21 protein-coding genes are annotated in these 23,630 nt (G+C 62.6%); 10 read left to right on the plus strand and 11 right to left on the minus strand.

The genetic code is table 11. The features are described 5' to 3' along the window. Positions 1 to 170: 170 nt before the first annotated feature. Positions 171 to 1,205 (minus strand): AbrB family transcriptional regulator, encoded by a 1,035-nt coding sequence (locus AC6LJW_RS19090; protein ID WP_498087996.1) that lies wholly within the window; start codon positions 1,203 to 1,205, stop codon positions 171 to 173. A gap of 111 nt (positions 1,206 to 1,316) precedes the next feature. On the opposite strand from AC6LJW_RS19090, the gene AC6LJW_RS19095 reads away from it, so the two are divergent. After that, on the plus strand, positions 1,317 to 2,483 hold the full coding sequence (locus AC6LJW_RS19095; RefSeq protein WP_498087997.1) for a pyridoxal phosphate-dependent aminotransferase: 1,167 nt from the start codon (positions 1,317 to 1,319) through the stop codon (positions 2,481 to 2,483). Between the two features lie 155 nt (positions 2,484 to 2,638). Here AC6LJW_RS19095 and AC6LJW_RS19100 read toward each other — a convergent pair whose 3' ends face one another. The 5 genes from AC6LJW_RS19100 to AC6LJW_RS19120 all read right to left on the minus strand — a co-directional run bounded on the left by AC6LJW_RS19100 (position 2,639) and on the right by AC6LJW_RS19120 (position 7,982). Then, positions 2,639 to 4,165 (minus strand): tripartite tricarboxylate transporter permease, encoded by a 1,527-nt coding sequence (locus AC6LJW_RS19100; protein ID WP_427986289.1) that lies wholly within the window; start codon positions 4,163 to 4,165, stop codon positions 2,639 to 2,641. Further along, complete coding sequence (locus AC6LJW_RS19105; RefSeq protein WP_427986290.1) at positions 4,162 to 4,599, minus strand: tripartite tricarboxylate transporter TctB family protein; 438 nt, start codon at positions 4,597 to 4,599, stop codon at positions 4,162 to 4,164. The genes AC6LJW_RS19100 and AC6LJW_RS19105 overlap by 4 nt, the downstream gene beginning before the upstream one ends. A gap of 114 nt (positions 4,600 to 4,713) precedes the next feature. Next, positions 4,714 to 5,712 (minus strand): Bug family tripartite tricarboxylate transporter substrate binding protein, encoded by a 999-nt coding sequence (locus AC6LJW_RS19110; protein ID WP_427986291.1) that lies wholly within the window; start codon positions 5,710 to 5,712, stop codon positions 4,714 to 4,716. A gap of 118 nt (positions 5,713 to 5,830) precedes the next feature. Continuing rightward, complete coding sequence (locus AC6LJW_RS19115; protein WP_369818956.1) at positions 5,831 to 7,315, minus strand: sensor histidine kinase; 1,485 nt, start codon at positions 7,313 to 7,315, stop codon at positions 5,831 to 5,833. After that, positions 7,305 to 7,982, minus strand: coding sequence for a response regulator (locus AC6LJW_RS19120; protein WP_056566075.1), 678 nt, complete (start codon positions 7,980 to 7,982; stop codon positions 7,305 to 7,307). Before AC6LJW_RS19120 ends, AC6LJW_RS19115 begins: the two co-directional genes overlap by 11 nt. A 489-nt stretch (positions 7,983 to 8,471) precedes the next feature. On the opposite strand from AC6LJW_RS19120, the gene AC6LJW_RS19125 reads away from it, so the two are divergent. Continuing rightward, positions 8,472 to 9,851 (plus strand): ClcB-like voltage-gated chloride channel protein, encoded by a 1,380-nt coding sequence (locus AC6LJW_RS19125; protein ID WP_498087998.1) that lies wholly within the window; start codon positions 8,472 to 8,474, stop codon positions 9,849 to 9,851. A gap of 60 nt (positions 9,852 to 9,911) precedes the next feature. On the opposite strand, the gene AC6LJW_RS19130 is transcribed toward AC6LJW_RS19125, so the two are convergent. From AC6LJW_RS19130 to mnmE, 5 genes are all read right to left on the minus strand, one after another. After that, complete coding sequence (locus tag AC6LJW_RS19130) at positions 9,912 to 10,382, minus strand: GNAT family N-acetyltransferase (RefSeq protein ID WP_498087999.1); 471 nt, start codon at positions 10,380 to 10,382, stop codon at positions 9,912 to 9,914. Positions 10,383 to 10,398: 16 nt separating this feature from the next. Further along, positions 10,399 to 11,421: a DUF6708 domain-containing protein gene (locus tag AC6LJW_RS19135; RefSeq protein ID WP_498088000.1), complete on the minus strand. Its 1,023-nt coding sequence runs from the start codon at positions 11,419 to 11,421 to the stop codon at positions 10,399 to 10,401. Then, positions 11,399 to 12,094 (minus strand): DUF6708 domain-containing protein, encoded by a 696-nt coding sequence (locus AC6LJW_RS19140; RefSeq protein ID WP_498088001.1) that lies wholly within the window; start codon positions 12,092 to 12,094, stop codon positions 11,399 to 11,401. Before AC6LJW_RS19140 ends, AC6LJW_RS19135 begins: the two co-directional genes overlap by 23 nt. Positions 12,095 to 12,204: 110 nt before the next feature. Beyond that, positions 12,205 to 12,924 (minus strand): hypothetical protein, encoded by a 720-nt coding sequence (locus AC6LJW_RS19145; protein ID WP_498088002.1) that lies wholly within the window; start codon positions 12,922 to 12,924, stop codon positions 12,205 to 12,207. 207 nt (positions 12,925 to 13,131) lie between these two features. Continuing rightward, positions 13,132 to 14,484, minus strand: coding sequence for a tRNA uridine-5-carboxymethylaminomethyl(34) synthesis GTPase MnmE (mnmE, locus tag AC6LJW_RS19150; protein WP_427986294.1), 1,353 nt, complete (start codon positions 14,482 to 14,484; stop codon positions 13,132 to 13,134). 115 nt (positions 14,485 to 14,599) lie between these two features. Between mnmE and AC6LJW_RS19155 the strand changes: the two genes are divergently transcribed. From AC6LJW_RS19155 to AC6LJW_RS19190, 8 genes are all read left to right on the plus strand, one after another. Continuing rightward, entirely contained in the window at positions 14,600 to 16,186 is a 1,587-nt protein-coding gene (locus AC6LJW_RS19155) for an ABC transporter substrate-binding protein (RefSeq protein WP_056566056.1), read from the plus strand. A gap of 19 nt (positions 16,187 to 16,205) precedes the next feature. After that, positions 16,206 to 17,180: an ABC transporter permease gene (locus AC6LJW_RS19160; protein WP_056566054.1), complete on the plus strand. Its 975-nt coding sequence runs from the start codon at positions 16,206 to 16,208 to the stop codon at positions 17,178 to 17,180. Next, on the plus strand, positions 17,177 to 18,097 hold the full coding sequence (locus tag AC6LJW_RS19165; protein ID WP_056566051.1) for an ABC transporter permease: 921 nt from the start codon (positions 17,177 to 17,179) through the stop codon (positions 18,095 to 18,097). The genes AC6LJW_RS19160 and AC6LJW_RS19165 overlap by 4 nt, the downstream gene beginning before the upstream one ends. 11 nt (positions 18,098 to 18,108) lie before the next feature. Further along, positions 18,109 to 19,119 carry an ABC transporter ATP-binding protein gene (locus tag AC6LJW_RS19170; protein WP_056566049.1) on the plus strand — a complete coding sequence of 337 codons (1,011 nt, stop codon included), beginning with the start codon at positions 18,109 to 18,111 and terminating at the stop codon, positions 19,117 to 19,119. Continuing rightward, positions 19,116 to 20,144, plus strand: coding sequence for an ABC transporter ATP-binding protein (locus tag AC6LJW_RS19175; RefSeq protein ID WP_498088003.1), 1,029 nt, complete (start codon positions 19,116 to 19,118; stop codon positions 20,142 to 20,144). The genes AC6LJW_RS19170 and AC6LJW_RS19175 overlap by 4 nt, the downstream gene beginning before the upstream one ends. Positions 20,145 to 20,255: 111 nt before the next feature. Continuing rightward, a complete protein-coding gene (locus tag AC6LJW_RS19180) occupies positions 20,256 to 21,455 on the plus strand; it encodes a M20 aminoacylase family protein (RefSeq protein WP_056566046.1) in 1,200 nt (399 codons plus the stop codon). A gap of 178 nt (positions 21,456 to 21,633) precedes the next feature. Beyond that, positions 21,634 to 22,542: a TauD/TfdA dioxygenase family protein gene (locus AC6LJW_RS19185; protein ID WP_498088004.1), complete on the plus strand. Its 909-nt coding sequence runs from the start codon at positions 21,634 to 21,636 to the stop codon at positions 22,540 to 22,542. 43 nt (positions 22,543 to 22,585) lie between these two features. Further along, on the plus strand, positions 22,586 to 23,629 hold the full coding sequence (locus tag AC6LJW_RS19190) for an ABC transporter substrate-binding protein (protein WP_498088005.1): 1,044 nt from the start codon (positions 22,586 to 22,588) through the stop codon (positions 23,627 to 23,629). The last annotated feature ends 1 nt before the right edge of the window (position 23,630 follow it).

Here is a 23,630-nt window from a genome sequence, read left to right on the forward strand (position 1 = left end):
CGAACTGAACGATCGGTGCAAAACCAGTGTTCCCGCTTGTCGCCAGAGCGGCAGAAACGAGTCTGCGCGCGCTTGAATCAACTGCGGAATCAGCATACTCATCCGGCATTACCGAGTCATATAGTTGTTTACCCCAATGTCGCTTTTTTTTCACTGGAACGGCAATACCGCTAGGCGGAATTACCGCGCCGGCGCGCCAGAATTGCATAAAGGGGACCCGTCACGATCACGACGAAAACCATACGCGTGACGTGAAACGCCGTCACCACCGGAACGCCCAGCTGCAGCACTTTCGCGGTGATCGCCATCTCGGCAATGCCGCCTGGGGTCGTACCTAGAATCAAAGTGGGAATGGGCGCCGCAGACCACAACGACAGCAACGCGCCCACGCCGAAGGCCAGCGCTAATGCCAACACCGTGAAGCCCGCCACCGCCGCCATGAAACGCGGCGCGGCGCGGAAAAAATCGGGCCGGTATCGGTCACCAAGCGACCAGCCGATAAGGAGCTGTCCCGCCTTGGGAACATAATCCGGCAATGCGGAAAGTTCGATGCTCGACGCGGTCAACACCATCGCGACAAGCATCGGCCCAAGCACCCATGGATTGGGTAGCCGCAACTTCGTAAACGCGGCGCCGCCCAGAATGGTCAGGGCCACCAGCGCTGCCAGGCCAAGTACGTGCACCTCGCGCGGTCCCGGGACCGTGGGATCCAGACCCGCCACGCCCCACCACTGGAATATGAACGGGACCGTCACCACCACCAGCAACACCCGCACGCTGTGCGCGGTCGCCACGCGATCGATCCGCGCGCCATGGCGTTCGGCCAGATTGGCCATTTCGCTCGCACCGCCAATGGCCGACGAAAACCACGCGGTCTTGAAATCCACGTCCGTGAAACGCCGCAAAATGGCGGTCCCCAGAAACGCGAGCGCCAGCGCGAATAGCATTCCCACGACAATGGGTCCGGCGTTGCTGCCAATGTGCCCAATGACTTGCGGCGTGAAATACAGCCCCAACGATGCGCCGATGACCCATTGGCCCGCATTGCGTGCCGGCCGCGGGCACACGGTCCGCACGCCGGCGATCCGGGTGCTCGCGGTCAGCAGCAGCGCGCCCAACATCCACGGCAGCGGCAGGTTGGCCCACACTGCGAGCAACGCGCCGGCCAGCGCAATACCGAAGCCCCCCAGCACTCGCACCAACATGTTCTGAACCACAATCCCATCCGCGTTAGAAGCTCATGAAAAATGAATTATGAGTTAGTGGGATACTTACGAAAACTTTCCTCGGCTACCCGTGTTCACTTCGCGTCCAACATGATCCGCTCCAAACTCCCCGACGTCGGCACCACCATATTCACCGTGATGAGCCGCCTGGCCATCGAGCACAAGGCCATCAACCTGGGCCAGGGCTTTCCTGACTTCGATCCGGACCCCGCGCTGTGCGGCCTGGTCACCAAGGCGATGGCCGACGGCCACAACCAGTATCCGTACATGCCCGGCGTCGCGCCGCTACGCGAGGCCATCGCGGCCAAGACGCGTGAGCTCTATGGCCATGCCTACGATCCCGAAACCGAGATCACGGTCACCAGCGGCGCCACCGAGGCGTTGATGGCCACGGTGCTGGCTGCGGTGGGCAGCGGCGACGAAGTGGTGGTGATCGAGCCGTGCTATGACTCGTATCTGCCGGCGATTCGACTGGCTGGCGGCACCGCGGTGCCCGTGCCGCTGCGCGCGCCCACCGAAGCCGATCCGTATTACCGCATCGACTGGCAGCGTGTGCGCGACGCCATCACGTCCAAGACCCGCCTGTTGATGCTGAACTTCCCGCACAATCCCACGGGCGCCGTGCTTGACGACAGCGACCTGGACGCGCTTGAAGCCATCGTTCGCGACACGGGCGTGCTGCTGGTGTCGGACGAGGTCTACGAACACATCGTTTTCGACGGCAAGCCGCATGCCAGCGTCGCGCGCCGCCCCCTGCTCGCCGAACATGCGTTCGTGATCTCGTCGTTCGGCAAGACCTACCACACCACCGGATGGAAGATCGGCTATTGCTGCGCGCCGCGCCAACTGAGCGCCGAGCTGCGCAAGGTGCACCAGTTCATGGTGTTCACCGTGCCGTCGCCGATGCAGTTCGCGCTGGCCGAATTCATGCGGGATCCCAAGCCGTACCTGGACCTGCCCGCGTTCTATCAGGCCAAGCGGGACCGCTTGTCGCAAGGCCTGGCGCAGACGCGATTCCGCCCGCTTCCCAGCCCCGGCACGTTCTTCCTGCTGGCTGACTACAGCCAGATCTCCAAGCAGAACGAAGCCGACTTCGCGCGCGACCTGACCGTCAACCATGGCGTGACCGTGATTCCGGTGTCCGCGTTCTATCGCCACCCCGACGCGCCGGAATCCAATCATCGTATCGTGCGCTTCTGCTTCGCAAAGAAGGATGCAACGCTGGACGCCGCGCTGGAACGCCTGCAGCAGGTGTGATAGTTCAATATCTGAGTAAAAGCTCATATATGAAAACGCGGATGCAGCATCCGCGACAGGCCTGAAAAAAAGGGGCGCCGAATGGCGCCCCTGAACATTTGCCAGCCTGGCTTTGCGTCAGCCTGCGCCCCGGCCGGTGCGCGGACCCGCTTCCATCAGACCGGCCCAGCGGCAACCTTTCTTGCGGCGCGCACGCGGCGCAGGATCTGCGGCACGATGACGACCGCCGCCGCGCCCGCCCACAGGGCAATCGACACGGGACTGGCGAACAACACGCCGACGTCGCCATCCGTCATCGACAGCGCACGGCGCAGGTTCTGTTCCATCATGTTGCCCAGCACGACGCCCAGCACCAGCGGCGCCATCGGCACACCGAACTTGCGCAGGAAATAGCCCAGCGTGCCGATGCCGGCAACCAGCAGCAGATCGAAGGTGCCCGCGTTGATCGCGTAGACGCCGATATAGCTGATGCACAGGATGCCCGGCACCATCAGCCAGCCCGGCACCGAAAGCACCTTGGAGAAGAACCGCACCAGCGGCACGTTCATCACGAAGAGCAGCACGTTCGCTACGAACAGCGACGCGATCAGGCCCCATACCAACTCGGGCTTGGTGTCGAACAGGACCGGACCCGGCGTGATGTTGTAGAGCGTCAAAGCCCCCATCATCACCGCGGTGGTGCCGGAACCGGGCACGCCCAGCGTCAGCATCGGAACGAAGGAACCGATCGCCGACGCGGTGGCGGCGGCTTCCGGCGCGACGAGACCGCGCATGTCGCCCTTGCCGAACTTGGCTTCGGGATCCTTCGCTTCGATGATGCGCTTTTCCTGCGAATACGCGACCGCCGCGGCCACGCTGGCGCCTGCGCCGGGCAGCACCCCCACGCCGAAGCCCACGAGCGCGCTGCGCACCACGCTCCACCAGGTGAACGCCATCTCCTTCAGATTGAAGAGCTTGCGGCCGCTGGGCTTGACCTCGACGCTGTGGCCGGCCATCACCTTCTCAAGCATTTCCAGCATCTCGCTGACCGCGAACAACGCGATGACGACCACGACAAAATCGATGCCATCGGCCAGATGCACGGACTCGAACGTGTAGCGGTAGACGCCCGAGTTCGCGTCCACGCCCACCACCGAAATGGACAGGCCGATCATCGCCGCCAGCACGCCCTTGACCGGCTGCTTGCCCAGCAAACTGGTCAGGCAGCAAAACGCGAAAATCATGAGCACGAAGTATTCGGCGGGGCCGAATGCGAGCGCCCATTTCGCCAGCAGCGGCGCGAGCAAAATGATGCCCACCACCGACACGATGGCGCCAAAGAACGCCGACCACGCGGACAACGACAACGCCACGTTGGCCAGACCCTGCCGCGCCAGCGGATAGCCATCCAGCGTCGTCATGATGGCGCTGGCCTCGCCCGGCACGTTCAGCAGAATCGCAGTGATGCGGCCGCCGTACTCGGCGCCCACATACACCGCCGCCAGCAGGATCAGCGCCGTTTCGGGCGGAAGGTTCATGGCAAAGGCGATCGGGATCAGCATCGCCACGCCGTTGACCGGCCCCAGCCCCGGCAGCACACCCACCATGGTTCCGATGAAGGAGCCGATGGCCGCCACCAGCAGGTTCGTCAGCGAAAACGCGACGCCAAAGCCTATCGAGAGATGATCGAGAATGCCGCTCATATCAGGTTCTCCAGCAGTCCACCGGGCAGGACAACGTCCAGCACCTTGTCGAACAGCACGAAAAAGAAAAGGCTCATGACGACGCCGCCGATCGCGCACTTCACCCAGCTGCCGCCGAACAGGCGGCCCACGAAGATCGTCATGAGAGACGTGGCGACAATGAAGCCCAGCCACTGGAAGAGAAACGCGTAGGCGGTCACGAACACCACCATCAGCGCGATGCGCCCGTTGGCGCCGGCCGGGTTGCGCTCGACGGCGTGCCCGCCCTTGTAGACGAGCCACAGCCCGCACAGGCCGATGATCAGCGCCAACAACAGCGGGAAGGCGCGCGGGCCGACGGGCTCGTAGGCGAAGGGCGCCTCGATGCTCCAGCCGGCGGCCGTCATGAAGACGGCCAGCGCCAGGGCAGCAATGCCCAGGATTCGATCATTCATGGTCCAGGTTTCCGTTCAAGTCGGATCGCGCGGCGCAGCGGGACCTGCCGCCGGCCTGAGCGGGCGGCAGGTGTGCCCTCTCGGGCGCGATCGGGGTCAGTCCTTGCGGCTGGCTTACTTTTTGATCAGGCCGAAGGTGTCGGCAAGTTCGCCGTACTGCTTGACCTGGTTCTTCACGTAGGCGTCCAGTTCCGGGCCGGTCTTGTTGAAGGGGAAGAGGCCCTGCTGCTGGCGCAGCTTCTCGAACTCGGGTGCGGCCGTCGTCTTGTTGAACGCGTCCACCCAGAACTGGTAGTCGGCGTCGGAGACCTTGGGACCGACGTAGAAGCCGCGGATGATCGGCCAGACGATGTCGTAGCCCTGTTCCTTGGCGGTGGGCACCGAACCCAGCTTGCCCGGCAGGCGCTGGTCGTTGAAGACCGCCAGCACGCGGATCGGGGCGCCGCCTTCGAGCATCGTGAATGCTTCGGCCGCATCGCCCATGTAGGCCTGGATATGGCCGCCGCGCAGCGCCGTCACGGCCTCGCCGCCGCCTTCGAAGGCGACAAAGCGCATCTTCTTGAAGTCCACGCCTGCCGCCTTGGCGGTCAGCGCTGCCTTCATCCAGTCCTGGCTGCCCACGGTGCCGCCCGCGCCCAGCACGATCTTGGTCGGATCCTGCTTGAAGGCGTCCATCAGGCTCTTCAGGTCGGTGTACGGCGAGTCGTTGCGCACCACGGCCACACCGTAGTCGGTGCCGATCGCGGCCAGCCAGCGCACGTCGTTGACGTTGTACTTGCCGAACTTGCCCTGCGCCAGGTTCAGCAGCGAGCCGCCGGAGAACGCGACGATGGTGCCCGGCTCGTTCGGGTGCTGGGCCACGATGTTGTTGTACGCCACCGCGCCGATGCCGCCGGGCATGTAGACGATGCGCATGGCGCTCTTGAGCGCCCCACTCTGCTTCAGGCCTTCGGTGGCCAGGCGGCACGTCAGGTCGAATCCGCCGCCGGGCTGCGCGGGCGCAATGCATTCCGGGCGGCGGGGTTCATCGGCGGCATGGGCCGTGCCGAGGGACAGGGTGATGGCGCCAAGCGCCGCCATGGCTGCGATGCGCAGCTTCAGGATCGTCTGCATTCTTGCGTCTCCAGGATTTATAGGTCTAGGTATCGCTGGCAGCGGCGCTGCGGCGAATGATCGCGTCCAGCGGCTCCAGTGGACGCAACCGTACAAAACCGAAGCTTTCCGTAACCTTTCAATTTCGGCCGATTTCGTGACGCGGCGCAGCATGCGGTCCGGTTTCCAGGGTAAACACCAATGCCGCGCGCAATCCCGGTTGCCCGATCCGGTTCTCGAGCACGAGCCGGGCGCCCAGGATTTCGGCAATGGTGCCCACGATCGCCAGGCCCAGCCCGGCGCCGGAGGTGTTCTTGCCGGCGGCGCCCCGCCGAAAGCGCACGCACGCCCGGGCGATGTCCTCATCCGACATGCCGGGGCCGTCGTCTTCGACAAAAAGCCGAGCCTGGCCAGCGTCTGCTTCGATCCGGACGGTGACCACGCCGCCGGCGGACGCATACCGGATGGCATTGTCGACCATGTTGCTGACCGCCTCCCGCAGCAGCCACTCCGCCCCGCTGACGAGAACCGGCCTGCGTTCGGCCTCCAGGCCGATGTCCAACTGCCGGGCGCGGGCATTGGGTAATTGGGTGCGGATCACTCCGTCTGCCAGATCGACCAGGTCCACCGATTCGGGCGCCAAACCGCCTTCGGCCAGCGAGGCGTCTTTAGCGCGCGCCAGGGCGAGCATCTGGTTGGTGGTGCGTACGGCCCTGTCCAGCCCCTCTTGCATCGCCAGAAGGGCTGTACGGACCTCCTGGGGGTCTGTTTCGCGCAGGGCATAGGCCGTCTGGGTCCGCAAAACCGATAAAGGTGTGCGCAATTGGTGCGATGCGTCGTCCAGGAACTGCGCCTGCACCCTCCCCAAGGCCGCAAAACGGGCCATGTGAAGGTTTACGGCGGCCACCAAGGGCAGGACCTCCCCTGGCATGTCGGACGCGCTGACGGGGCTTAAATCGTCTGCAGACCGGCCTTTGACTTCCTGCCGCAACCGCTCGAGGGGGCGCAGGGCCATGAAAACGCCCAGGATGATCACCAGGACGCTGATGAGGATCACCGCAAGGTCCCGCTCCACTGAACGCACCAAAACCTTGTGGAGGAACGCCTGACGGCTTTCCAGGCCCTCCGCGACCTGCACGATGACCCGGCCGCCCTGATTTGCGTACAAGGGGGGGTTCATGGGCCGGGCCAGCGCCGCGACCCGGACGGGCTGCCCCTGGTAGGTTGCGTAGAAAAACCGCGGTTCGCCGGACAGCAGAGGCTGCTCCGGCAGGGGCAGACCCGGATGGCCGATTTCGGCCAGCCCGTCTTCGGTCGCCACCCGGTAGAACACGCTGCCATTGGCCGTCAGCTCGAAAAATTCAAGCATCAGGTATGGCTGCTCCATGGCTAATCCACCGCTGGCTGTGGATATGTTGTGGTCGATCGCGCGAAGCGCGCCGGCGAGAGACCGGTCGTAGGCATTGTCGACCTGGTTGCGCAACTGGTGGTTGGACAGCCAGAGCGCACCCATCATCACGAAGACCAACGTGGGAATCAGCCACCAGAGCAACTGCGTTTTCAGCGTCCGGGCGCGTTTTTTCGCCGAAAAATCAACGCTGTTTTGCGGACTTCTAGTTGTCAACAAGGTTCTCCAGGCAGTACCCCATGCCCCGCATGGTCACGATTTGCACACCGGTTTCCGCCAATTTTTTGCGCAATCGGTGAACAAGGACCTCGATGGCTTCCAGGTTGATGTCGGCATCGTCCGTGAGGATGCGGTCCAGGATCTGCTGCTTGTTGATGGGTTCGCCGCTTTTCTGAATCAGCACCCGAAGTACCGCATGTTCACGTGGGGATAACTGCAAGGGCTGTCCATTGACCGTGAATTTCTGCGCGGAAGTTTCAAAAACCAGGTTTCCCAGCGCCAGGCGCGGATGTTCGCGCCCGCGGCTGCGGCGAATCAGCGCAATCAATCGCGCTTCCAACTCTTCCACAACAAAGGGTTTCGGCAGGAAATCGTCCGCTCCTTCGTGAAGTGTTCCGATTCTCTCGGCCAGTGAATCGCGCGCGGTCAAGACCAGCACCGGCGTACGGTCGTCCCGCGCGCGAATCTTCGCCAGCAAAGTATGGCCATCCATGCCGGGAAGTCCCAGATCCAGGATGACCGCATCGAAATCTTCGACGGCCAACCTTCTTTCGGCAACCAGACCGTCGTCTGCCCACTCCACGACAAAGCCCGCATGTCTGGCCAGGCTTCTGGACAGCCAGCGGGCAAGTTCAGCTTCATCTTCGATCAGGAGGATACGCATGGACGCAGTCCGGGGGGCGGTGGATGGGCGGGATAGGAAAGCATGTTTGGCTTTTCCTTTTTTTCTATTTATATAAAGACTAATGATTAATAAGGGCTGTGGATAACTACCTTAACCTTGAAAACATCTTTCTTTTCATCGTCTTACGGCCGTTTTTGCCTGTGCAAGAACTCTGTGTGGGAAAAAAGCTGAAGTTGGACAAGATTTTGGACCACGTACGAAACCCCTGCTTGTTCAACTTGCCTCCACAACATGTGCACAAGCGCGCTACTTAGGAGTTATCCACAGGGCGTTTCTGGCAACTGGGTTCCAGGAAGCGCCCTTTTACCCTGGAAAACCGCCCTTCGCCTACCCTGATTTTTGCCGTTGCTGCGCCCCAAAACGGGCCGCTACGCGGCGATCGGAATCAGGCATTCGAGGGGAGACCCGAACGGCTTGTTGACGGTGCGCTGAACAAAAAGTGAGCAGATTCCGCCGTAGAATCCGGCCATGGATAGCGACCTGAAACTGCGGCGGCCGCCCTGGGCCAGGCGGCTGAAACGCGGACTTTTGGCGGAAAATTTAGCTTTGACGTTGTGTGCGGCCGCGTTGATTGGCGCCCTGGGTGCGCTGGCAACGGTGGTGTTTCGCGAACTGCTTGGCTGGATGCAATTCTTGGTGGGGGGCGGCGAGGTTCCCCACGGCATGGTGTCGCTGGCCCGTGGGCTGGATCCCTGGCAGCGGTTTCTGATGCCAGCGGGCGGGGGCGCGATCGCCGGCCTGATACTGCAGGCCGCGACCCGATGGCTGCCCCGGCGCGGGGCAGCCGACTATATGGAAGCCATCTCGATCGGACGGGGCGTCATCGGCTTCCGCCAGACGGTCGCGCGCAGCCTGTCCTCGATTTTTTCGATCGGATCCGGCGCATCGATCGGCCGCGAGGGGCCGATGGTGCAACTGGCGGCAATGTGTGCATCATTGACGGGCCGCTATCTAGTCCTGCCGCCCCGCCATCTCCGGCTGTTGGTGGCCTGCGGCGCCACGGCGGGCATCACCGCGGCGTACAACGCGCCGATTGCCGGCGCGGTGTTCATCTCGGAGATTGTGTACGGCGTGATTTCAACGGCGACGCTGGTGCCGCTGGCTGTCGCCTCCGTGGTCGCCAACATTGTGACGCGGCAGGTGCTGCACTATGACGCGGTCTTCCAGATGCCGCATTTCGAGTTCGTGTCGGGGTGGGAAGTGATCAATTACCTGGGACTTGGCCTGATCGCGGGCCTGGCCGCGCCCCAATTCTTGCGATTCCTGGACTTGTCCCGCGCGGCGTTTCGCCGGTTGCCATTTCCGATATGGGCCAGGATGGCGGCAGGCGGGCTTGTCGTGGGAGCGCTGTCCGTGATCGACCCAGCGGTGTGGGGTAACGGCTACAGCGTGGTCAACAGCATGTTGCATACGGATTGGGCGTGGCAGGCGGTGGCTGTCCTGCTCTTGCTCAAGATATTAGCCACGGCGGCCAGCGTCGGGTCCGGCGCCTTGGGCGGCGTTTTCACGCCGACCTTGTTCGTCGGGGCGGCGCTGGGCGGCTTGTACGGGACTGCACTACAAGGCGTGTTTCCGGCCGGCAGCCTGTCGGCGGTGTCCAGTTATGCCGTCGTGGGAATGGGCGCGCTACTGGCGGCCACCACGCATGCGCCGCTGATGTCGATCTTGATGATCTTCGAGATGACGCTGAGCTATGAAGTCATGTTGCCGCTGATGCTGGCGTGCATGATGGGGTACGTCGTTGCGCAGCGCATCCGGCCGGAGTCCGTCTATGCGAAATCGCTGGCGAACAACAGGATTTCCGCTCATCTGATAGCGAAAAAAGGTACGACGACAAATTGCGAGTAAAAGCTCATATATTTAGACGGCTCGTTTTTGGCGAGTTAGATCTTTGCAAAAGACGCTCAATTAAAGCGGCTTTTGCATAAAAACACGATTCAGCCCAATCTCCGTTGCTCGATGCGTCTCCACATAGCCGCGCCGCGTGTAGATGGCGATGTTCTCGGTCATTGCTTCCTGCGAGTAAAGCCGAATGCGTGAAAAGCCGGCGCGGCGCGCGGCGTCTTCCGCCCATTGCAGCAGCGTCCGGCCGTGCCCTTTGCCTTGCGCGGTTGGCGACACGGCGATGTTGTCCAGCAGCATGCAGCTGCCGTCGGGTTCTGGTATCAGCACGATGAGGGCTTCGATGCCAGCGTCCGACTCCAGCACATGAACCACACCTTGGGCGACGCGCACCGGATAGTCGTCCAGCAAGGGTCCGGGCGTGGCGCCGTTGCGTGCGACGTAGGGGGTGTAAGCCTCATGGACGATGTGCTCGATGCGGGCGACATCAGCAGGCTTCGCGGCGCGGATACGAAAGGGGGTGGGAATCGTATTCATGACGACGCGCCTCCGGTTATCTTCCCGATGCAAAAGCGATAGATGCAATCTGACCGGTCGAATCTAGCACGGAGTCCGTGTCCGGCGCCGTTCGTGATTCAAGATCCATATTCGCCGGCCATTGAACCTTGGGGGCCAGGCGCAAGGCGATGTTGTAGGGAGCGACGTCGTTGGCGTCACGCGGTTCGGCACGATCGGGGTCGAGGCCATTAATGCCGTTTTGCATGTAGGCGCACACATATGCCCAGAAATTGGAGGTGTTGGCAGCGTCGGTGTTTAAGTGGAAACGCGTCACGACGTTGTTGGTGCCCGGTTCCACCACCGCGATGGAGACGCCTTCCTTGATGATGAGCCCGCCGCCAGGCGTCGCGCCACGGACTTTCCACTTCTCTGCTCGCAGATCGTCCCAGTCATAACTCGCCGTCGTCACGTACCCGTGCTCGAAGGGATTCCACCAGACTGAATGGAAGCCATAGACGTAGACCTTGCGACGTAGGCGATTGAAGCGGAGCGGAAGATCGCGGGGTGGAGAGACCTCGGCACGGTAGATTACAAACGCCGTCCAAAAGCCGATGGAAATTGAACCAGCAAGCATCAGAAAAATTCCGGCCATAAGTGCGCTAACACCTGTAGTGGCGAATGAATATATATCCTTTGCGGCCATTACTAAGAGATCTAAAAGAACCCATGCGACCACCGGTAAAAAGAAAAAGCAAACACCGCGCAAACTCGACATGTTCCGAGCGAACTCGACATACGTCTCATCCATATGCGTCGGTGCTTGCCATAGCAGCATTGGGGGTTCGTCGAGCGGGTCATTAGGGCCGGGCAGATCGCGTTGCCAGCCGCTGCAGGGGGGATTCAGTTGAGGTCTGGCCATCAGCGCTTCTTCGTAATCTGCGCGGCGGCGAAGCCTGAGTGCATTGACCGGACGCATCGCGGCTGAGAAGCTGCGGCAGCTGACAAGCGAAAGATTCCTTCCGGATAGCGAATCAAGACTTCGGCCTCGACCGCCTTCATGGTGCGGTTCGTGATTCAAGATCCATATCCGCGGGCCACTGGACCTTCGGGGCCAGGCGCAAGGCGATGTTGTAGGGAGCGACGTCGTTGGCATCACGAGGTTCGGCACGATCAGGCTCGAGCCCTTTAATGCCGTTCTGCATGTAGGCGCACACGTATGCCCAGAAATTGGAGGTGTTCGCGGCGTCAGTATTTAAGTGGAAGCGTGTCACGACGTTGTTAGTACCCGGTTCCACAACTGCGATGGAGACGCCTTCCTTGATGATGAGACCTCCGCCTGGCGTCGCTCCACGGACTTTCCATTTCTCCGCACGCAGATCGTCCCAGTCATAACTCGCGGTGGTCGCATACGCGCGCTTAATCGGATTCCACCAAACAGAATGGAAGCCATAGACGTAGACCTTGCGACGTAGACGATTGAAGCGAATCGGGAGATCGCGGGGTGGGGAGACTTCGGCACGATAGCCAACAAATGCCGTCCAAGCGCCAATCGCGAGTATGCCAACGTGTAGTAGAAAAATCCCTGCAAGTTCAAAGGTAACTCCTGCAACTGCCGTACTTGTCGCATAGATGTCCTTTGCGGCAAAAATTACAAGCTTGAACTCTGTCCATACCACCAGCAGTAGCAGGAAAAATAAAGCGCCGCGGATACTCGAGGTATTCCGAGCGAACTCGACATACGTTTCATCCATGTGAGTGGGAGCCTGCCAGAGCAACATCGGGGGCTCATTGAGCGGGTCGTTGGGACCTGGAAGGTCGCGTTGCCAGCCGCCACACGGGGGATTCAGTCGAGGTCTTGCCATTAGAGTTCCTCGGTAATTTCGATAGCGGCGAAGCCAGAGCTATCGCTTTTATCTGGCCAGAACGCCACAACCAAAGTTGCCGATTTGATGTTGTTGAGCGAATCCAGCCAGTACCTACCGCTAAGGATTGGCCGAGAGGACGTTGGTCTAGTTTCGTTATCCAGCGTGTAATCCGGCCGACCCAAGGTGGAAACTGGCAGGGCGGGGTCTGTATCGTTGACTTGCCCGGATGCCATGACATGGGAAGACAGATGGGGGGTACGTCTGGCGCCCTGTGCTAGACCAAAACGCTCGGTGGTAAGCGTAAAGCGGTAACGAGATCGTTCGGCATCAAAACCAGGAAAAATTGCGCTGTAGACGAGCGCTTTTGTTGTCTCTACGGGGCCTCTGTTTTTGAGGACCTCTATGTCTTCGGTGTAGAGTTCGTCTATCGGTCTCGCCCGTGTTTCATCAGTGAAACGGAGGTCCACGTCCATACCGATCACTGCAGCATTGAGTGCAGCAATGGAGACGTCGATATCTTCTGGATGGCGCCAGCGCTCATCTGCTTGACCGAAATAGCATCGCCGGGCCCAATTTTCCAATGCATCGGATTCGAGGCTTTTTGCTAGTTGCGATACTGCATAGGCGGCGAGTCCGATGGCGGTGCCCGCAGCCAGCCCCTTGCGGCAACAGCGACCGTAACAGGTCTTCCTGCAGCGAAAATTCGGCGACTTCAAATGATTCGTCGCTAACTGCGAACGTGAAGCGCAGATCGGATTGGGTAGGCATGGCGTGCTTCCGGTGGGGACAGACCACTCGGGTCGTCCTTGGTGCCAAAGGGCACCACCGGTTGTAAAAGCCGCCGATATTTCGTGTAAATCAGAAGAGTCTTATTAATTAAGAAAATCGATGTGCGCAAGCATGTTGCGGGGTGCAGACCCTGACTACTTCCCGATGCAAAAACTGGAAAAAATCTCCCCCAGCAAATCATCGCTGGTGAACTTGCCGGTAATGCTGGACAAACTATCGTGCGCCAGCCGCAGTTCCTCGGCAAACAGGTCCAGCACCCGGTCATCCTGGCTGGCATGCGCGGCGGCCAGTTCCAGATGTTCGGCCGCTTCCTGCAATGCATGCAAATGCCGTTCGCGCGCGAGCCACGGCGACTCGGCGCCGGGGTTCCAGCCGGCGATCTGCAGCAGTTCGGCGCGAAGCGCGTCCAGGCCGGCGCCGCGCTTGGCCGAGATGCCCAGTTCGCCGGGACCGGGGACGAAAGGCTCGGCCAGCAGGTCAACCTTGTTGAATACCTTCAGCACCGGCGTGCGGGCGGGCAGGCGCGCGGTGATCTGCGCGTCGAGTTCGTCGCCCGGCTGGGTGGCATCCTGCAAATGGAGGATGACGTCGGCGCGCTCGATCTCTTGCCAGGTGCGCGCGATGCCGATGCTTTCCACCGTGTCTTCGGTTTCGCGCAGGCCGGCCGTGTCGACGATATGCAGCGGAACGCCATCAATATGGATTTCCTGCACCACTTTGTCGCGCGTGGTGCCCGCAATGGGTGTGACGATGGCGATGTCGTCGCCCGCTAGCGCATTGAGCAGGCTGGATTTGCCGACGTTGGGCTGGCCCGCCAGAACGACATGCAGGCCTTCGCGCAGGATGACGCCCTGGCGCGCCTGCGCGATCAGCGCGGATAGGTCGCCGGCTAATGCGTCCAGGGTGGGACGCGCCTGATACTTTTCCAGGAAGTCGATTTCCTCTTCGGGAAAATCCAGCGTCGCTTCGACCAGCATGCGCAGGTGAATGATGCGGTCGGACAGGTCGTTGACGCGTGCCGAGAATTCGCCCGATAGCGACGCCATGGCGCCGCGCGCGGCCGCGACCGATGAGGCTTCGATCAGGTCGGCAACCGCCTCGGCCTGCGCCAGATCCATGCGGTCGTTCAGAAACGCGCGGCGCGTGAATTCACCGGGTTCGGCCAGTCGCACACCCAGGTCGCGGCCGGCGGTCAGACAGCTATCGAGCACGCGCCGCAACACGGCCGGACCGCCGTGTCCCTGCAGTTCCAGCACGTCTTCGCCGGTGTAGGAATGCGGCGCGCGAAAGTAGATGGCGATGCCTTCGTCCAGCAGTTCGCCGTCCACCGTCTTGAACGGAAGATAGTGCGCGTGGCGGGGCGTGAGATCGCGCTGAAACAGGCGCCGCACCAATTCGGACAGGTCCGCACCAGAAATGCGCACGACGCCGATGCCGCCTCTTCCGGGAGCGGTGGCAATGGCGGCAATGGGGGCGTAAGCGGACATATCGAGGTAGATGACAAGGCGAAACAATAGGGGAATATAACTGTTGCGCGGCGCGTTGTTTGCTGGTTACTGTGGCCCCGAGGTTCAAAACCCGAAACAACTCTGGGAGATCACGATGGCATCTCGGTTTTCGCGTGTCTTGGCCTGCGGCGCTGCCGCGGTGGTGATGGCCTGTGGCACATACAGTTCGGCCATGGCCCGCGATCTGGTGATCGGCCTGAAGACCGAGCCGTCTTCGATGGATCCGCAGTACCACGCGTTGACGCCGAACACGCAGATCTCCCAAACCATCTTCGATACGCTGGTCGCCACGGACGCGCAGCTCAAGCCGCAGCCTTCGCTGGCGGAATCGTGGACTGTCGATGGCAAGGTCTGGACCTTCAAGCTGCGGCCGAACGTGAAGTTCTCCGACGGCACGCCGTTTACCGCCGAGGACGTCGTATTTACGTATGACCGCGTCCCGAAGGTGCCGAACAGCCCGTCGCCGTTCACGCTCTATCTGGGTTCGGTGGCCAAGACCGAAGCCGTGGATCCGATGACGATCCGTATCACCACCAAGGATGTTGCGCCGAACCTGCTGGTGAATCTGGCGCAGTTGCCCATCCTGTCGAAGAAGGCCGCTTCGGGTCCAGCGGCCGAAGGCAAGACGACGACAGAATTGAATAGCGGCGACGGCCTGATCGGAACGGGCCCGTACAAGTTCGTGTCGTGGAAGCGCGGCGCTGAGTTTGTGCTGGCGCGCAACGAGAACTACTGGGGCAAGAAGCCCGAATGGGATCGCGTGGTCTATCGGCCCATCAGCAATGCGGCCGCGCGCGTGGCTGCCCTGCTGGCCGGCGACGTGGACATGATCGAGGATCCTCCCACCGACGACCTGCCCAAGCTCAAGTCGGACAAAAAGCTCTTTGTCGAGGAAACGCCGTCGGTGCGCGTGGTGTACGTGGCGCTGGACCAATACGCGGAGCCGTCGCCCGGCGTGCAAGGCACCGAAAAGAACCCGATGAAGGACAAGCGAGTGCGCGAAGCCTTGTCGCTGGCGATCAACCGCGATGCGCTCGTTGAGCGCGTGATGGGCGGCGTCGCCCTGCCTGCGGGCAACCTGCTGCCCTACCCCATGTTCGGCGCCAGCAAGGAACATTCGAAGGCGCCCAAGGCCGATGTCGAAAAGGCCAAGGCGCTGCTCAAGGAAGCGGGCTATCCGAACGGCTTTTCGATCACGCTCGGTTCTCCGTCCGGCCGCTACGTCAACGATTCGAAGGTGGCGCAGGCCATCGCGTCGATGTGGACGCGCATCGGTGTAAAGACCAGCGTGGACGCGATGGCGCCTCCGGTGTTCTTCAAGAACCGCGACAGCTATTCGTTCTCGGCGTATCTGGCGGGCTGGTCGGTGACCAGCGGTGAAATGTCCAACGCGCTGACGTCGCTGCTGATGACGCGCAATCCGGAAGCGGGCCAGGGCACGACGAACCGCAGCCGTTATTCCAATCCCAAGATGGATGACCTGGTGAAACAGGCGTCGTCCACGATGGACGACGCCAAGCGCGCGGAGTTGCTGTCGACGGCAAGCAATATCGCGATGGATGACTTTGCGATGCTGCCCGTGCATTTCGAATTGTCGGTCTGGGCTATGAAGAACGACATCCGCTACGAGGGCCGTCCGGACCAGGTCACGCTGGCGCAGAACGCTACGCTGAAGAAGTAAGCGCGCCGGGCCATCTCTCGTGCTTGCAACCATCGTCAGAAGGCTGCTGCAAACCATCGTCGTCATGCTCGTCATGTCGGCGTTGGTCTTTGCCGGCATTTACATGGTCGGCGATCCCGTCTCGATGCTGGCCAGTCCCGAAGCGACCGAGGCGCAGCGCGCCGCGATCAGCGCGTCGCTGGGGCTGGACCAGCCGTTGTGGCGGCAGTACCTGATCTTCATGAGCCAAGCAGTGCGAGGCGACTTCGGCAACAGCTTCCTGACCGGCGAGCCGGCCATGCACCTGATCCTGGAGCGCATGCCGGCCACCGTGGAACTGGCCTGTGTGGCGATGCTGCTGTCGGTGCTGATCGGCGTGCCGCTCGGCATTCTGGCGGGCTTGAAGCCCGCAGCGGTGGGTTCGCGCGCGATCATGACGGGCTCGGTGCTGGGGTTTTCATTGCCGAATTTCTGGGTGGGCCTGATGCTCATCATGGTGTTCGCGGTGATGCTGGGCTGGGTGCCGGCCGGCGGCCGCGGCGACACGATCAGCATCGGTTCGCTGCAGTTGAGCGTGTTGACGTTCGATGGCTGGCGGAGCCTGGCATTGCCCGCCGCGACCATTGCCTTAGCCAAGTGCGCGATGATCATTCGCGTGACGCGGGCCGCCACGCGAGAGGCGCTGCCCATGGACTACATCAAGTTCGCGCGCGCCAAGGGCCTGTCGGAAAAGCGCGTGTTGGGCGTGCATCTGCTCAAGAACATCCTGATTCCGGTGGTGACGGTCGCGGGCCTGGAGTTTGGCCAGGTGATGGCGTTTGCCGTCGTGACGGAAACCGTGTTTTCGTGGCCAGGCATGGGCAAGCTGCTGATCGATTCCATCATCAACCTAGATCGTCCCGTGGTGGTGGCGTATCTGCTGCTGATTGTTTTCTTCCTGGTCATGTTGAATCTGGTGGTGGACATCATCTACACGGTGCTGGACCCCCGCGTACGCCTGGATAGCCGCCGATGAACACGCCCGCCACCGTTGCCTCGCCCCCGGCCCCGACGAAAGAGCAATCGCCCTGGCGCCGCTTCGTGTCGGATTTCTTTGCCAGCAAGCTCGCCACGTTGGGGCTGGTGATGCTGATCGTGATCGTGGGGGCGGCGCTGCTCGCGCCGTGGATCGCGCCGCAGAATCCGTACGATCTGGCCAGCCTGGACATCATGGATTCGAAGCTCAAGCCGGGCAGCGAAAGCGGGGATGGTTCGATGCGGCACTGGCTGGGCACGGACGGCCAGGCGCGCGATCTGTTTTCCGCCATTCTCTACGGCATGCGCACCAGTCTGATGGTCGCCACCGTGTCGGTGCTGGCGGCCTTTGGCATTGGGGCCACGGTTGGGCTGATTGCCGCCTATTTCGGCGGACGCATCGATGCCCTGCTGATGCGCGTTGTGGATATCCAGTTGTCGTTTCCGGCGATCCTGGTGGCGCTGATGTTGCTGGCGATTCTGGGCAAGGGTGTGGATAAGGTGATCATCGCGCTCATCGTCGTGCAGTGGGCGTATTTTGCGCGCGCCGCACGCGGGGCCGCGCTGGTCGAGCGCGGCAAGGAATATGTGGAGGCGGCGCGCTGCATGTCGTTGTCGTGGTCGCGCGTGCTGTTCCGGCACGTGCTGCCGAACTGCATGCCCCCGCTCATCGTGATCGCCACGATCGACCTGGCGCACGCGATCGCGCTGGAAGCGACGCTGTCGTTCCTGGGAGTCGGCGTGCCGGTGACCGAGCCGTCGCTGGGCATGCTGATCTACAACGGCTTTGAATACCTGCTGTCCGGCCAGTATTGGATTTCGTTCTTTCCCGGCATTGCGCTGGCGCTGGCCATCATCGCCATCAACCTGGTGGGCGACCACCTGCGCGATGTGCTCAACCCGCGGCACGCGAATTGAGGACGGGAGCGATGCAGACACTTGCGGCGCAACGCCCCCTGCCTGGCCCGGCCCCTGTACTTGAGGTGCATGGCCTGAAGACGCATTTCTTCACGCGCAACGGCGTGGTGAAGGCCGTGGACGGTGTGGATCTGACGCTGGCCGAAGGCGAGATCCTGGGCCTCGTCGGCGAGTCGGGATCGGGCAAGAGCATCACGGGATTTTCCTTGATGGGCCTGCTGGATGAACCCGGACGCATTGTCGATGGCGAGGTGCTGCTCAACGGCGAGGACCTGCGCGCGGCGACGCCTGCACGGTGGCGCCAGTTGCGGGGTCAGGAGATCGCGATGATCTTCCAGGATCCGATGATGACGCTCAATCCGGTGCTGCGCGTGGATACGCAGATGATCGAAGCGGTGCAGGCGCATGCCAAGGTGTCGCGCGACGAGGCGCGCCGGCGCGCGTTGCAGACGCTGGCGATGGTCGGCATTCCGTCGCCGGAGGAGCGGCTGCGGACGTATCCGCATCAGCTGTCGGGCGGCATGCGCCAGCGTGTGGCCATCGCCATTGCGCTGTTGAATTCACCGCGCCTGATCATTGCGGACGAGCCCACGACGGCGCTGGACGTCACGATACAAGGCCAGATCCTGTTCGAGGTGCAGAAGCTCTGCCGCGAAACGGGAACAGGCCTGATCTGGATCACGCATGATCTGGCCGTGGTGGCGGGTCTGGCCGACCGCGTGTCGGTGATGTATGCGGGGCGCGTCGTGGAAACGGGCAGCACCGAGGCGGTCATCAGCCACCCGATGCATCCTTATACGCATGGGCTGATCGCTTCCATTCCGACGCCGGCGTCGCGCGGCAAGCCGCTGGTGCCGATTCCCGGCATGACGCCGTCGCTGTTGAATCTGCCGCAGGGCTGTGCGTTTCGCGGGCGCTGTCCGCGTGCGACGGACGCCTGTCTGGCCGAGCCGCCGCCCGTCGAGGTTCGCCCGGCGCAATGGGTGCGCTGCTGGCATGCTGGAGCGCCGGACGCGACATGAACGCCCCCCAACACAATCTCACGCCCGATCCCACGCCGATCCTCGCCCTGCGCGGCGTCGAACTGCGCTTCGTGCAGCCAGTGGATCTGGCTGGCCGCATCGCCAACCTGCTGGGCGCGGGCCTGAAGACGCAGGTGGTGCATGCCGTGGCCGGCGTCGACCTGGCGATCAGGCCAGGCGAGGTGATCGGCATCGTCGGTGAGTCGGGCTGTGGAAAATCCACGCTGGGCCGCATCGTGTCCGGCATTCTGCCGCCGACGGCCGGCCAGGTGGACTACCAGGGCAAGCCCGTGCAAGCCATGAAGGGTCCGGAGCGGCGCGCGTACGAGCTGGGCGTGCAGATGATCTTCCAGGATCCGTACGCGTCGCTGAACCCGCGCATGCGCGTGCGCGACATCATTGGGGAAGCGCCCGCGGCGCACGGCCTGATCCGTTCGCGGGACAAACAGGAATATGTGGCCGGGCTGATGCGCCAAGTGGGCTTGGACGCGAGCTTTGCACAGCGTTATCCCCATCAGTTTTCGGGCGGCCAGCGCCAGCGCATCGGCATTGCGCGGGCATTGGCGCTGAAGCCTTCGGTGATCGTCTGCGACGAGGCCGTCGCCGCGCTGGATGTGTCGATCCAGGCGCAGGTGCTGAACCTGTTCGAACGGTTGCGCGATGAGCTGGACCTGACGTATCTGTTCATCAGCCACAACCTCAGCGTGGTCAGCCATATCTCGGATCGCGTGGCGATCATGTATCTGGGACGCATTGTCGAGCTGGCCGATACCGATACGGTTTTCGCGCGCGCCAACCACCCGTACACGCAGGCGTTGCTCAAGGAGCTGCCGACGCTGACGCCGGGTCGGCGAAGCTATCAGCCCATCCGCGGCGAGCTGCCCTCGCCGCTGGATCCGCCCACGGGGTGTGCATTTCACCCGCGGTGTCCCCATGCCATGCCGCGCTGCAAGGCCGAGCGCCCCCTCCTGCGGGAGATCGCGCCGGGGCAGTTCAGCGCCTGCCATTTGAACGATGCCGCGTGACCTGCGCCGAAAAAGGGCTGGACGCGGCACGCGGGGCGGCGCGAGAATTCCCCGACCAGCAGGCCATTTGCGCGTGCGCCCTCCTTCAATCCAGACAGCTTATCCACACCCATGAAAACCATTGCCGAAATCGAACGCGTACACGGGGATTTGACCGCCCTGCGGCGCGACATCCATGCGCATCCCGAACTGGCGTTCCAGGAAACGCGCACGTCCAACCTGGTGGCCGAACGCCTGCGCGGCTGGGGACTGGAAGTCCACACGGGGCTGGGGAAAACTGGTGTGGTGGGCATTTTGCGCGCCGGCAGCGGCGGCAAGACCATCGGCCTACGCGCCGACATGGACGCGCTGCCGATGCCGGAGCACAACCGGTTTGCCCACAAGTCCACGATCAGCGGGCGCATGCACGGATGCGGCCACGACGGGCATACGACGATGCTGCTGGGCGCCGCGCAGTATCTGTCCACGCATCGCAATTTTGACGGCACGGTCGTATTCATCTTCCAGCCGGCCGAGGAAGGCGGCAACGCCGGCGCGCGCGCCATGATGCAGGACGGGTTGTTCGACAAGTTTCCCTGCGATGCGGTGTTCGGCATCCACAACATGCCGGGCATGCCGGTCAACCAGTTCGGTTTCCGGGCCGGGCCGACGATGGCGTCGAGCAATCGCTGGGACATCGTGATCAAGGGTGTGGGGGGCCATGCCGCCCAGCCGCATTCGTCCGTGGACCCCATCATCGTGGCCGCCGACATGGTGCATGCGCTGCAGACGGTCATCTCGCGCAGCAAGAATCCGCTGGATCAGGCCGTGCTGTCGATCACGCAGATTCACGCGGGCGATGCCTATAACGTGATTCCCGGCGAAGCCGTGCTGCGCGGCACGGTGCGCACCTATTCGGTGGAGACGCTGGACAAGATCGAGGCAGACATGCGGCGCATCGCCACCACGCTGCCGCAGGTGTATGGCGGCACGGGCGAGCTGGATTTCGTGCGCGCGTATCCGCCGCTGGTGAACTGGGAAAACGAAACCGCGTTTGCGGCCAAGGTTGCGGAAGACACCTTCGGCGCGGAAAACGTGCTGCGCGACATGCCGCCGTTCATGGGGGCGGAGGACTTTTCGTTCTTCCTGGAATCCGTGCCGGGCTCGTACCTGTTTCTGGGTAACGGCGACGGCGATCATCGGATGGAGTCCTATCACGGCATGGGTCCGTGCCAGCTCCACAACCCCAACTACGACTTCAACGACGCGCTGCTGCCGGTGGGTGCGACGTACTGGGTGAAGCTGGTCGAGGCGTTCATGCCGGCCAAGTAAGGACCGATACGCTATTTGCTTATATGCAGATGGCGATGAAGCCGCGGGCGCGCCCCGCGGCTTTTTTCTATATGACGTAAAGCTTTGATCAAACGCCGATATCTTCGTTTGAGATACATGGCGCGGTTTCCATAATCGGTCGTTCCAGCCATGCCGCAAGGCGATTTCGGAGCGATCGATGTCCCAGAGCAATGCCTTGCGGCGCGAAGCGCCCGCCGCCACCCAGCCCCAGGCGCAGTCCTTTGACGTGCGCCCCCTGCCCGGTCCCGTGGGCGCGGAAATCATTGGCCTGGACCTGTCGCGCGAACTGACGCCCGCGGATTTTGCGCGTGTGCACAAGGCGCATCTGGACCATCATCTGCTGGTGTTCCGTGACCAGCGCATCACGCCCCAACAGCACATCGACTTCAGCCGCCGGTTCGGCCGCCTGATGATCCACGTGCTGCACCAATTTCACCTGCCGGGCCATCCCGAGATCCTGACCGTCTCGAACATTCTGGAAGACGGCAAGCCCATCGGGCTGGGCGACGCGGGCAAATACTGGCACTCGGACATCTCGTACAAGGAACTGCCCAGCCTGGGGTCGCTGCTGCATGCGCAGGAATTGCCGGCCGAAGGGGGCGACACCTTGTTCGCGAACATGCACCTGGCCTACGACACCCTGCCGCAGGCGTTGAAGGACGCGATCGACGGCAAGCGCGGGGTGCATTCCTATCTGGCCCAGTACGGGCAACTGCAGAAGGAAGGCAACTGGCGCCCGAACCTGAGCGCGCAGCAGATTGCGCAGGTGCAGGAGGTGGTGCATCCGGTGGTGCGCACGCACCCGGAGAACGGCCGCCGCGCGCTGTTCGTGAGCGAAGGCTTCACGACACGCATCGAGGGACTGCCGGACGACGAGAGCCGCGCGCTGCTGGCCGAACTGTTTGTCCATAGCGTGCGGCCGGAACACATCTACCGCCACAAATGGCAGCCGCACGACCTGGTGTTCTGGGACAACCGTTCGCTGATCCACCTGGCGGGCGGCACGCCGGATCACCTGCGCCGCAAGCTCTATCGCACGACGATCGAAGGCGATACGCCGTTCTGACGCGGCTCGATCCGCCCCCCATTACTTATCCACAAGGAACGCCATGCGTTTGACCTCCACGCTACGGGATCGACTGGTCCAGACCGCCACGGGCGCGGGCCTCGCGCTGATACTTGCCGTGCTGGCGCTGGCTTCGCCCACGCCGGCCATGGCCGAAGGGCGAATCCGCATCGCCGAACAGTACGGCATCGTCTATCTGCTGCTGAACGTGGCGCGCGACCAGCAGCTCATCGAAAAGCACGGCAAGGCCGAAGGTGTGGATATCTCGGTCGAGTGGGCCAAGCTGTCCGGCGGCTCGGCGGTGAACGACGCGCTGCTGTCCGGGGCTGTGGATATCGCGGGGGCGGGCGTGGGACCGCTCTTGACGATCTGGGATCGCACGCACGGCAAGCAGAATGTGAAGGGCGTGGCGTCGCTGGGCAACTTTCCCTATTACCTGGTCACCAACAATCCCAACGTGAAGACCATTGCCGACTTCACGGACAAGGACCGCATCGCCGTGCCGGCGGTGGGCGTGTCGGTGCAATCGCGCGTGCTGCAGCTGGCGTCGGCCAAGCTGTGGGGCGATGCGCAGTACAACAAGCTGGACAGGATCTCGGTGGCGCTGCCGCACCCGGACGCGGCGGCGGCCATCATTGCCGGCGGCACGGAAATCACCGGACATTTCGGCAACCCGCCGTTCCAGGAGCAGGAGCTGGCCGAGAACCCCAAGGCGCGCATCGTGCTCAATTCGTATGACGTGCTGGGCGGCCCCAGTTCGTCGACGGTGCTGTTCGCCACCGAGAAATTCCGCCGCGACAATCCCAAGACCTACAAGGCCTTCCAGGAAGCGTTGAAGGAAGCCGCCAGCTTTGCCGCCGCCAATCCGGAGAAGGCCGCGGACATCTACCTGCGCGTCACCGGCGCCAAGCAGGACCGCGACTTTCTCATCAAGGTCATCAAGAATCCCGATGTGCAGTTCAAGCTGCAGCCGCAGAACACGTTCGCGCTGGCGCAGTTCATGCACAAGGTGGGCGCGATCAAGAACGCACCGGCCAGCTGGCGCGACTATTTCTTCGACGATCCCGTCACGGCGCAGGGCAGCTGAC

It is taken from the genome of Achromobacter sp. 1012554356 (assembly GCF_059760815.1).